This is a genomic window from Collinsella aerofaciens (assembly GCF_040926405.1).
Classification (GTDB): domain Bacteria; phylum Actinomycetota; class Coriobacteriia; order Coriobacteriales; family Coriobacteriaceae; genus Collinsella.
The window spans coordinates 22,076-32,798 of sequence record NZ_JBCOIG010000017.1; the positions used below are offsets into that span (position 1 = coordinate 22,076).

At 62.7% G+C, this 10,723-nt stretch carries 8 protein-coding genes; 3 read left to right on the plus strand and 5 right to left on the minus strand.

The features are described 5' to 3' along the window. Positions 1–29: 29 nt before the first annotated feature. Both AB5758_RS06970 and AB5758_RS06975 read left to right on the plus strand, forming a co-directional pair. Positions 30–857, plus strand: a complete 828-nt coding sequence (locus AB5758_RS06970; RefSeq protein ID WP_368141279.1) for an HAD-IIB family hydrolase — start codon at positions 30–32, stop codon at positions 855–857. A gap of 193 nt (positions 858–1,050) precedes the next feature. Then, positions 1,051–1,755, plus strand: coding sequence for a transaldolase (locus AB5758_RS06975; protein WP_229066873.1), 705 nt, complete (start codon positions 1,051–1,053; stop codon positions 1,753–1,755). A 381-nt stretch (positions 1,756–2,136) separates the two neighbouring features. On the opposite strand, the gene AB5758_RS06980 is transcribed toward AB5758_RS06975, so the two are convergent. The 4 genes from AB5758_RS06980 to AB5758_RS06995 form a co-directional block, all read right to left on the minus strand. Beyond that, entirely contained in the window at positions 2,137–4,284 is a 2,148-nt protein-coding gene (locus tag AB5758_RS06980; RefSeq protein ID WP_368141278.1) for a Tex family protein, read from the minus strand. Positions 4,285–4,695: 411 nt separating this feature from the next. Then, a complete protein-coding gene (locus AB5758_RS06985) occupies positions 4,696–5,736 on the minus strand; it encodes a Gfo/Idh/MocA family oxidoreductase (RefSeq protein ID WP_195568715.1) in 1,041 nt (346 codons plus the stop codon). Positions 5,737–5,803: 67 nt separating this feature from the next. After that, positions 5,804–7,060 carry an MFS transporter gene (locus AB5758_RS06990; RefSeq protein WP_117637692.1) on the minus strand — a complete coding sequence of 419 codons (1,257 nt, stop codon included), beginning with the start codon at positions 7,058–7,060 and terminating at the stop codon, positions 5,804–5,806. A 66-nt stretch (positions 7,061–7,126) separates the two neighbouring features. Beyond that, the gene (locus tag AB5758_RS06995; protein WP_138375130.1) at positions 7,127–8,008 is read right to left on the minus strand and encodes an SDR family NAD(P)-dependent oxidoreductase; all 882 of its coding nucleotides are present in this window, start codon (positions 8,006–8,008) and stop codon (positions 7,127–7,129) included. 233 nt (positions 8,009–8,241) lie between these two features. Between AB5758_RS06995 and AB5758_RS07000 the strand changes: the two genes are divergently transcribed. After that, positions 8,242–9,120 (plus strand): LysR family transcriptional regulator, encoded by an 879-nt coding sequence (locus AB5758_RS07000; protein WP_271803270.1) that lies wholly within the window; start codon positions 8,242–8,244, stop codon positions 9,118–9,120. A 128-nt stretch (positions 9,121–9,248) separates the two neighbouring features. Here the strand turns inward: AB5758_RS07000 and AB5758_RS07005 are convergent. Continuing rightward, positions 9,249–10,723: ABC transporter ATP-binding protein (locus AB5758_RS07005; RefSeq protein ID WP_368155454.1), on the minus strand; the 1,475-nt coding region annotated here is incomplete at its 5' end.

A 10,723-nucleotide genomic window follows, 5' to 3' on the forward strand; every position in this document is an offset into this window, starting at 1 on the left:
GTTTGCCCTTATCCTCGAAAGGAACCCATATGATTGATGCGTGCCCCGATTCCGCCGTGCTCTTTTTTGACGTGGACGGCACGCTGACGTCGTTCGATCCCGACAACATGACCGATAAGGACTTTTCGGCGGTTCGTCCCTCGCAGACGGTGGTTGAGGCGTTCCGTGCACTGCGCGATGCAGGGCACAAGGCATTTATCTGCACGGGTCGTCCCCTGTGGCTCATCGCGGACAGCTTGCGTGCGCTCGACCCCGCGGGCATCGTTGCCATGGCAGGCGCCACGCTCGAGGTCGAGGGCCGCGTGGTGCATGAGGACTGCTTTGACGAAGACATTGTTGCGGAGCTCGCTCGCCGTATGGTCGCGGCAGGGATTGAAGCCTTTTTCGAGACCAACGTGGCTACTTTTGCCCTGGAACCCGCGGGCGTTGAGCAGTCGTCTCTGATCGGCACTTCTGTGGTGCACAGCACCGAGGAAATGCGCGTCGACGGCCGTCTGCGCGTGGGCAAGGTAGGCATCGTCGCGAGCGACCTGGCTCGCGTAGCCAACGATGATGGCTTTATCGATCGCGAGTTTGAGCTGTGCAACACCGGTGGTCAGAATCGCGAGCTGAGCCCCAAGGGCATCGACAAGGGCGTGGGCGTGGCGCGAGCGCTGGAATACCTGGGTCGCACCGGCAACGCGCGCACCTTTGGCTTCGGCGATTCGGGTAACGACCTGGGCATGCTCGCTGCGGTCGAGACGGCTGTCGCCATGGGCAACGCCATGCCCGAGGTCAAGGCGGTCGCCGGCTACGTGACCGACGATGTCGCACACGACGGCACCGTCACAGCGATGCAGCATTTCGGCCTCATCTAATGAATCCCGCGTTCTGACGTTTGCTCAAACTGCGACTCTTTGCTTTTGCATGCTCAATCGATTTATCAATCCAAACACTGAGGTGTTTATACCGTTCGCCGAGAAGATAAAAACCCGCAGTTCACGCCTTGATAAACATAGGTAAAGTGTTTAGCAGTTTATCGGCCGTATGCTAACGAAAGGAATCAGGCAGATGGCAATCAAGGTGTTCGCTGACGGTGCAAACCTCGAGGGCATGCTCGACATGTACGAGAACGGCAACGTTCAGGGTTTCACGACCAACCCGTCCCTTATGAAGAAGGGTGGCGTGACGGATTACCGCGCGTTTGCCAAGGAGGTTCTGGCTCACATCACCGATGTGTCCGTCTCGTTTGAGGTCTTTGCCGATGACGTCGAGACCATGGAGGTCGAGGCCCGCGAGATCGCTACCTGGGCCGACAACGTCTACGTCAAGATTCCGTGCGTGACCACCAAGGGCGAGTCCACCGCCGAGCTGGTCCGCAAGCTTTCGGCCGATGGCATCAAGGTCAACGTCACCACTATCTTTACGCCCGAGCAGGTCGACGAGATGGTCGAGGCCGTTGACGCCGAGACGCCGTCCATCATCTCGCTCTTTGCCGGCCGTATCGCCGACACCGGCGTCGACCCCATTCCGTTTGTGACGGAGTCGGTCAAGAAGGCCGCCGCTAAGCCCAACTGCGAGGTCCTGTGGGCGTCCACGCGTGAGCTTATCAACATTTACCAGGCCGAGGCCTGCGGTTGCCAGATCATCACGGTGCCCAACAGCATCCTGGCCAAGCGCAAGAACATCGGTCGCGACCCGTACGAGGTCTCGCTCGACACCGTCCGCGGCTTTGCCAAGGATATCGCCTCGCTCGGCTTCCATATCCTGCCGTAACGCGAACACTGGCTGCGCCGAGGGTTGTTCGCCCCGGCCTTTCCTTTCCCTATCGCTCACGCGCTTCGCGAGGGTCGCGCTAGGCAAAGGAAAGGCCGGGGCTGCCGACACGAACTTGTCGGTAGGTTGGCGATTGGCTTCCATATCTTGCCGTGGACAAAGGTGCCCCCGCCTGCGACGTGCAAAATTGAGAGTATTCAGCAAGGTAAAGGTCTTTACCAGCTAGATAAAGCACGGAACAACCCCCGTTTTGGCTCTAATGTCGCTAAAACGGGGGCTGTTTTTGACTTTATTGCCTCTGAGGGGCGTTCGGAGCGGCAGAAATTGCAGAATACTCGCGATTTTGCACATCGCGAGAGGGGGGGCCTTGCTTTAGGTGGTTTACTTCCCCTGCACCATGGTGAGCGAGATCTTCTTGCGGTCGCGATCGACCTTTTCCACCCACACCTTTACCGTGTCGCCGACGCGTACCACGTCGCTCGGGTGCTTGACGAAGCGGTTGGCCAGCTTGGAGATGTGTACGAGGCCGTCCTGGTGCACGCCCACGTCGACGAAGGCGCCAAAGTCCACAACGTTGCGCACCGTGCCCTTGAGCTCCATGCCGGGCTCCAGGTCATCGATGGAAAGTGCCGAGCGGCTAAAGACCACCTCGGGCGCGTCGTCGCGCGGGTCGCGGCCGGGCTTCTTGAGCTCGTTGACGATGTCGATGAGCGTGAGGGTGCCGCAGTCCAGGTCGCTTGCCAGCGCCGAGATGCTGCCCAGACGGCGCTCAATGTCGGGCACGCCGCCACGGCTGAGCTCGCTGGCTTTAACGCCTGCGCGCTCCAGGACGGACGTGGCCACCTCGTAGCTTTCGGGGTGGACGCTCGTCGCGTCGAGCGGGTTCTTGCCACCGCTGATGCGCAGGAAGCCCGCGGCGTTGAGATATGCCTTGGGCCCCAGTTTGGGGACCTTCTTAAGCTGGCGGCGATCGGTAAAGGCACCGTTTTCCTCGCGGTAGGCCACGATGTTCTTGGCCACGCTCGGCGTAATGCCCGATACGTATCCCAGCAGGCTCGCGCTCGCGGTGTTCACGTCGACACCCACGCGGTTGACGACGTCCTCCACCACGTGGCCCAGGGTGCGCGAGAGCTCGGCCTGGTCAAGGTCGTGCTGGTACTGGCCCACGCCGATGGACTGGGGCGGAATCTTGACGAGCTCTGCCAGTGGGTCCTGCAGGCGGCGGCCCAGGCTCATGGCGCCGCGCACGGTGACGTCCAGGTCGGGATACTCCTGGCTCGCGAGCTCGGAGGCGGAGTACACCGACGCGCCGGCCTCGTTAACAATGGTGTATCGCAGCCCAGGCGCCTGCTCGGCAATGAACTCCGAGACGACTTCCTCGGTCTCGCGGCTGGCGGTGCCGTTGCCGATGACGACGGTGTTGACACCGTCCTTTTTGACGAGGCGGGCGAGCTCGCGTTTGGTGCCGGCGACGTCATGGCGCGGCTTGGTGGGGTAGACCACGCCGTGGTCGAGTAGCTTGCCGGTCTCGTCCATGACGGCGACCTTGCAGCCGGTGCGGTAGCCCGGGTCGAGCGCGAGCACGCGGGCACCGCGGACGGGGCGGGCCGAGAGCAGGCCCTCAAGATTCTTGGCAAAGACGTTGATGGCCTCGGTCTGCGCACGGACGGTGAGTTTGGCGCGGGCCTCGCGCTCCAGCGAGGGGGCCATGAGGCGCTTGTAACCGTCGGCGATGGCGGCGTCAAAGACGGGCGCGAAGACGCCCTGGCGACGGGGCCAGCGGCTGCCGAGGCGCGCCGTGGCAGCGGCGCCGTCGACGTTCACGCGCACGCGGAGTTTGCCCTCGCGCTCACCGCGGTCGATAGCCAGCACGCGGTGGTTGGGTATACGGCGCAGCGGCTCATCATAGCTGTAGTACGGCTCGTAGGGAGTTTTTTCGGCGGGGTCGGTGGCCTCGACGACGATATCGGCGGTGTTTTGCGTAAAGGCGCGCAGGTCGGCGACGTTCTCGGGGTCCTCGGCCACCGTCTCGGCTACGATGTCGGCGGCGCCGGCGAGCGCCTTCTCGGGCGTGTCGAAGCCGGCCTCCTCGTTGACGTATTCCGCGGCGGCGTCGAGCGCGCTGCCCTTGGCCGAGGCCTGCATGATGATCATGTTGGCGAGCGGCTCTAGACCTGCCTCGCGGGCCTTCTGCGCGCGGGTCATGCGCTTTTTGCGGTAGGGCTTGTAGAGGTCCTCGACACGCTGGAGCTGCGTGGCCTCGCGAATCTGCTGTTCGAGTTCGGGCGTGAGCTTGCCCTGGGCGTCGATGAGCAGAATGACGTCCTCTTTGCGCTGCTCAAGATTGCGCAGGTAGGACAGGCGCTCGTCGAGCGCGCGCAGGGCGACGTCGTCCATGCCGCCCGTTGCTTCCTTGCGGTAGCGCGAGATAAAGGGGATGGTGTTGCCCTCATCGATGAGCTTGACGGCAGCCTCGACGTTGGCGGCCTTAAGGTTGAGCTTGCGGGCGAGCTGGGCGATAAGATCCATGGGACTCCTTGCGTTTAAGGTGCGTTTGCAGCACAGGGCTACCAAGGATACCACCCGTCCCAAAAGACTGTTTTGGGGTTGCGCCACGAAAGGGGCCTATCTACTACGTTTGAACCGTATGGGTCGACCATCCCCCGGTTTTCCGAAAATCGGCAAGCCGTCTACCTGCGGTTTTAATTTCGCGAAATTCGGCATGGTTGAGGGTAATCGGTTAAACGTAGTAGATAGGCGCATTTCGTGGCGAACGAATCAAGCCGAGGTGCAAAATAGCCCCCGCCCCAGAAAAATCGTCGTTAAGGTAGCAAAAAGCCCCGCGGGCAGGAGGCTGCTCGCGGGGCAAAGAAGAGGGGCATATTTGTGGCGGACCGAGGGGTTCGGCATGGGGTTTCTGCCGCGGCCGCTCTTAAGGCATTACAGCTCGACGAGCTGGCCGGTCTCGGCGGCCTCCTTGATGGCGTTAAGCAGCGTGAGCGTCTTAACGTTGTCGGCGGGGGTCACGACGGGCTCGACCTCGCGGCGAACGACCTTCACAAAGTGCTTGAGCTGCATCTTGTGCGGCAGCGCCGGGTCGACGGCCGGAATCTCCATCTGCAGCGGCTTGTGCCAGTTGGAGGCTCCGTCGTAGGAGAACTGGTGCAGGCGGGGCAGCGAAAGGGCACCCAAGGTTCCGCCAATAAAGTAGGCGTCGGCGTCGAAGGGGCGGTACTGCGGATCCTCGCGAGCGGTGGCCTCCCAGTTCCAGGGGCTGGCGGTGGCGTCGGAGATGGTCATGCTCGCAAGCGCGCCATCGGCAAAACGGACGTTGACCACGGCGGAGTCCTCGGTCTCAAAACCGCGGGCGGCGCTGGACTGCATGCCCTGGACGGCAACGGGCTCGCCCAGCAGGTAGCGGAGCAGGTCGACGTCGTGCACCAGGTTGACCAGGATCGGGCCGGCACCCTTCTTGCGGCGCCACTCGACATCGAAGTACTCGTCATTCTTATAGATCATGTAGTGGAAGCTCGACACGGTGAGCTTGCCCAGCTCGCCGGCCTCGATGATCTCCTTGGCCTTGTTGACGAAGGGATTGTGGCGACGGTGCTGACCCACGAGCACGGGCACGCCAGCGGTCTCGGCCTCGGCGGCGAAGGCCTGGGCATCCTCCAGGTCGTTGGAGATCGGCTTTTCGACCAACGGCACGATGTTGCGTTTCACAGCCTCGCGGGCAACGCCCAGGTGTAGGTCGTTGGGCGTGGCGATGATGACGGCCTCGGGCTTGACCTCGTCCATCATCTGGGCGGGATCGGTATAAAACGGCACGCCGGCGGCCTCGGCCGTGGCGCGGGCGCCCTCAAAGGCGTCGGCGATGGCGACGAGCTCGGCCTCGGGCTCCTCGGTGACAAAGCGGATGTGGTTGCGGCCCATGGCGCCGGCGCCGATAACGGCAATGCGGACGGGGTTGAGCTCAGACATTTCGACTCCTTAATACTGGTGGCGGTGGAATGCGGCAAGGGGGCGGTCCTTGCCGCATCAAGCAAAACTAGGCGGACTTCTTCTTGCTGTCGGAGACCATCATGTAGACGGTGAGCACGACGGCGATTGCGGCGATTACGATGGCACCGTAGAAGGACTGCTGGTAGGCGGCGCTGCCGGCCTCGGCGTGATACAGCACGGCGGTGATGGGCTGGCTGATCCAGGTGGAGGCGGCGTAACCCAAAAACATGATGCCGTAGTTGACGCCGATGTTGCTGGTGCCGAAGGCGCCACCGGTGAGCGGCGGGTAGATGACGAGCAGGGCGCCAAAGCTAAAGCCGAGCAGGGCGAGCGCCACAAAGAACATGCTCTGCGTAAAGCTCATCGACATGATGACGAGCGCGACGATGGTGACGACAAGGCTGATGAGCAGCGACTTATAGGCGCCGAGCTTGTCGATGATCTGGCCAAAGGACAGACGACCGACCAGGTTGGCGCAGGTGTTGACGGAGACGACCACACCGCCGAGGGCGACGGCCGCGGCGCTCGTGGGGTCGGCGAAGAGCTGGACGGCGGCGATGGAGGCAACCTTGCCGACGAGCAGGGTGCCCGCGGTGGCGGCAAAGGCGAAGGTGACGATGAGAACCCAGAAGCGCGGGGTCTTGACCATCTCGCCCGGAGTGAGGTCACCGAAGGTGCCGGCATGCGCGCCACCCTTGGGGGCCTCGAAGCCCTCGGGCAGCCAGCCGGCCTCGGGGGCCTTCAGGAACAGGGCGGAGGCGGCGATCGTCACAAAGAAGATGACGCCGAGTGCCTTGAGGGCGCCAAAGATGCCCAGGCTCGGGATGAGCAGCGAGGCGAGTACCGGGGACAGCACGGCGGGACCGGCGGTCGAAGCGGCCAGGGTGATGCCGGAGGCGAGACCCTTCTTGTCGATGAACCACTTTTGGCCGGTGGTGAGCGCCGGGTTGTAGCCCAGGCCGTTGCCGACAGCGGCGACGAGCGAGAACCACAGGTAGAACTGCCACGGCTCGGTGACGGTGCCGGACATGAACCAGCCCAGGCCGTAGCACACGGCGGCAGCGATCACGACGTTGCGCGGGCCGATCTTATCGGAGATGCGGCCGGCGAAGATGCCCGTCACGGCCATGATGGTCTGGAAGACGGGGAAAGCCCAGGTAAGGGCGCTCGACCACTCGGGGTAGACGGCGAGCAGGTTCTTGCTCACGACGGAATACAGCGCGATGGAGCTGATGAAGAACATGGTGACGCACGCGGCGGAAAGCACGACGGCGCGACCCTTGTTGGAGTTGGTGGAAGCCATTGGACTCTTTCTAATCGATACGGGGGAGGAGCGGGCGTGTCCGCGGGACCTCCCTGCCAGGTTGGTTTACTGGTCGGTCGGCTTGGCGACACCGGACTCATCGGACCAAAGCTCGACACCCTTGTTCTTAAGGTAGTTGTCGGCATAGGCGCGACGGCCGCCGGGCTTGGCGGTGAGGTCGCCCATCATGTTGGAGAAGCCGCCGTCGACCTTGATGGCGTCGCCGGTGGTAAAGTCCGAGCGCGTGGACGCCAGGAACATGACGGCGTTGGCGATATCGCTGACCTCGCCGATGCGGCGCGTGGCGATCAGACGGCTGCGGCTCTTTTCGACCTCGGGGTCGGCGTAGAAGTTGGCCGACATCGGGGTCTTAACGAAGCAAGGCTCGACGCAGTTGGAGCGGACGCCGTAGGGGCCCCACTCGGCGGCGAGCATCTTGGACATCATGTTGACGCCGGCCTTGGTGGAGCTGTACACGCCCGAGAACGTCTCGGGGGAGTGGCTGGCGACGGTCGAGATGTGCACCAGGCGACCCTGGCCGGCCTTGATCATCTCGCGACCAAAGCGCTGCGAGGTGATGAAGTAGCCGGTGAGGTTGACGTTGAGCACCTGCTCCCAGTCGCTCAGCGGCAGGTCCTCCATAGCGGCAAAGCGCAGGATGCCGGCGGTGTTGACGAGGACGTCGACGCGGCCGAAGTTGGCGATGGTGGCGTCGACAGCAGCCTGAACCTCGGCCTCGTCGGTGGCGTTCATCTTGTAGCCCTCGGCGTGGATGCCAAACTCGGCAGCGAGGTCGGCGGCAGCGGCCTTGACCTTCTCCTCGTCCAGGTCGAGCATGACGACGTTGGCGCCATTGCGGGCGAACTCGCGGCAGATCTCGGCGCCCATACCGCCGAGCGCGCCAGTCACGGCGCAGACATCGCCCTCGAGCTTAAGCCAATTGCTCATAGGAACTTCCCTTCTTGTGCCTCCCGGTGGGTCGCTCCCATTAACCGACCCACGTGGTTTTCGCTGGTTATCGTATGCTTTGCATTTGCGCAGGTGAATTGCATATTTGTTAGAATGTCGTTAACCGTAGGTTTACACCGTGCGATGCAGTTTATTCTCAATTGAGCGCGTGACCTGCGAAAACAACCCCCTGTGGCACCATGCGGTCACGGGCGCGAAAACGGGAGATTGACGTGTACGATCGACGACTTGAGGCCATATCGGCCGCCGCGGAGCTGGGAAGCTTCTCGCGTGCGGCGGCAAAGCTGCGCGTGTCGACGCCGGCGCTCGTCAAGCAGGTATCGGGTTTTGAGGCGGAGTTCGGTATTACGCTGTTCGAGCGCTCGCATTCGGGCGTCAAGGTGACGCCGGCGGGTGCTCTGCTGGTGGACGACGCGCGCTCGATCATGCGCCAGTCCGAGGACGCCCTGCGCCGTGCCCGACGTGCGGCGGGCGATGGCGGTGCCGTACGCCTGGGCGTGTCGATGATGTGCCCGGGGCGCCAAACGCTGTCGATGTGGACGGGCATCCACGATCTGGAGCCGTCGCTGCGATTTGAGATCGTGCCGGTAAGCGACCTCTACGACGAGCGCGAGACAGTCATGCGCAGCTTGGGACGCGAGGTCGATGTGGTGCAGTCGAGTTTTTCTACCCCACGCTGGGGTGATGCCTGCCAAAAGCTCCGCATTGTCAACGTGCCGTTTTATATCGACCTACCGCGCACGAGTCCGCTGGCGCGCAAGACGCGCATCACAGTCGCCGACTTGGAAGGCATGCGCCTGCGCGTGCTCCGTCACGGCAACGACGCTATGGACAGCCTGCGTATCGATCTGTTGGCCGACGGCGGCGTGGATGTGATCGACGTGGATAGCTTCGACTTTGCGCTCTTTAACGAGGCGGAGGAAAAGGGTGACGCGGTGCTCACCTGCGGAGCGTGGTCGGGGGTGCACCCGGCCTTTGTGGGCGTGCCGTTCCTGTGCGGACGCGAGGTGCCGGTCTTTCTGCACTACCCGCTCGAGCCAACTCTCCAAGTACAAAAATTCGTCAACGCCATGGCTCAGCTTCTCAAATAGCTCATTTGGGACGGGGCTTTTTGACTACTTTTGCCGCCCTTACAAAACGAGGCCCTGGCCAAACGGCCAGGGCCTCACCACTTCTTTTTAGGCTGCGAGAAAAGACTGCGCGTAGGGGCTGTTTTGAGCTACTCCAGCTCAAACGCTCCGGTGTAGAGCTGGTAGTAATACCCGCGCTTGGCTATCAGCTCGTCGTGGTTACCGCGCTCGATAATGCGGCCATGGTCCAGACAGATGATCGCGTCGGAGTTGCGCACGGTGGACAGGCGGTGCGCGATGACAAACGTCGTGCGGCCCTCCATGAGCTTATCCATGCCTGCCTGCACGATGGCCTCGGTGCGGGTGTCGATGGAGCTCGTGGCCTCGTCCAGAATCATTGCCGGCGGATCGGCGACGGCAGCGCGTGCGATCGAAATCAGCTGGCGCTGGCCCTGCGACAGCTGGGCGCCGTTGCCGGTGAGCATGGTGTCGTAGCCGTCGGGCAGGCGGGTGATAAAGTCGTCCGCGCCCGCGAGCTTTGCCGCCGCGATGCACTCCTCGTCGGTCGCATCCAGGTTGCCGTAGCGGATGTTATCCATCACGGTGCCGGTGAACAGGTTCACGTCCTGCAGCACCACGCCCAGCGAGCGGCGCAGATCGGCCTTGCGGATCTTGTTGACGTTGATGCCGTCGTAGCGGATCTTGCCGTCGGCGATGTCATAGAAGCGGTTGATGAGGTTGGTGATGGTCGTTTTGCCCGCACCGGTGGCGCCGACAAACGCGACTTTCTGGCCCGGCTTGGCAAACACGGACACGCCGTGCAGCACCTCGTGGTCGGGCGTGTAGCCAAAGTCGACGTTGTCCATGACCAGGTCGCCGCGCAGCGGCACGTACTCGATCTCGCCGGTTGCGCGGTGCGGATGTTTCCACGCCCACATGCCGGTGTGGTGGTCGGCCTCCTCGAGCTGCCAGGTATCGGGGTTCACCTGCGCGTTGACGAGCGTCACGTAGCCTTCGTCGGTCTCGGGCTTCTCGTCGATGAGCTCAAAGATGCGGTCGGCGCCGGCGAGGCCCATGACCACGGCGTTGATCTGCTGCGAGATCTGACCGATCTGTCCGCAGAACTGCTTGGTCATGTTGAGGAACGGCACCACGACGGCGATGGACAGCGCCATGCCCGAGATGCTCAGGTTGGGCACGCCCAGCGCCAGGAAAATGCCGCCGGCAAGGGCCACCAGCACGTAGAGCAGGTTGCCCAGGTTCATAAGGATAGGCATGAGGATGTTGGCGTACATGTTGGCCTTCTGCGAGACCTCGAAGAGCTTTTCGTTGCGCTCGTCAAAATCGGCCTCGGCGGCAGACTCGTGGCAGAATGCCTTGACGACCTTCTGGCCGTTCATGACTTCCTCGATATGGCCCTCGACAACGCCGAGCTCGGTCTGCTGCGCAATAAAGAAGCGCGCGGAGTTGGAGCCGAGCAGCTTGGTCATAAAGGTCATAAAGGCGACGCCGGCCACAATGACCAGGCACATCCACACGCTGTAGTACAGCATGATAAAGAACACCGTGACGATGACGATGGTCGTCATGAGCAGGTTGGGCAGCGACTGGCTGATCATCTGGC

What these genes read in the sequence shown, in the direction of transcription:
- AB5758_RS06990 (WP_117637692.1), bottom strand. Translation starts at nt 7,060, where the DNA reads ATGGCTTCCACCAACTCCAACAAGGGTCGCGCCGTCGTGCTTTCCGCC.
- AB5758_RS06970 (WP_368141279.1), top strand. Translation starts at nt 30, where the DNA reads ATGATTGATGCGTGCCCCGATTCCGCCGTGCTCTTTTTTGACGTGGAC.
- AB5758_RS06995 (WP_138375130.1), bottom strand. Translation starts at nt 8,008, where the DNA reads ATGAGCAATTGGCTTAAGCTCGAGGGCGATGTCTGCGCCGTGACTGGC.
- AB5758_RS06975 (WP_229066873.1), top strand. Translation starts at nt 1,051, where the DNA reads ATGGCAATCAAGGTGTTCGCTGACGGTGCAAACCTCGAGGGCATGCTC.
- AB5758_RS06985 (WP_195568715.1), bottom strand. Translation starts at nt 5,736, where the DNA reads ATGTCTGAGCTCAACCCCGTCCGCATTGCCGTTATCGGCGCCGGCGCC.
- AB5758_RS06980 (WP_368141278.1), bottom strand. Translation starts at nt 4,284, where the DNA reads ATGGATCTTATCGCCCAGCTCGCCCGCAAGCTCAACCTTAAGGCCGCC.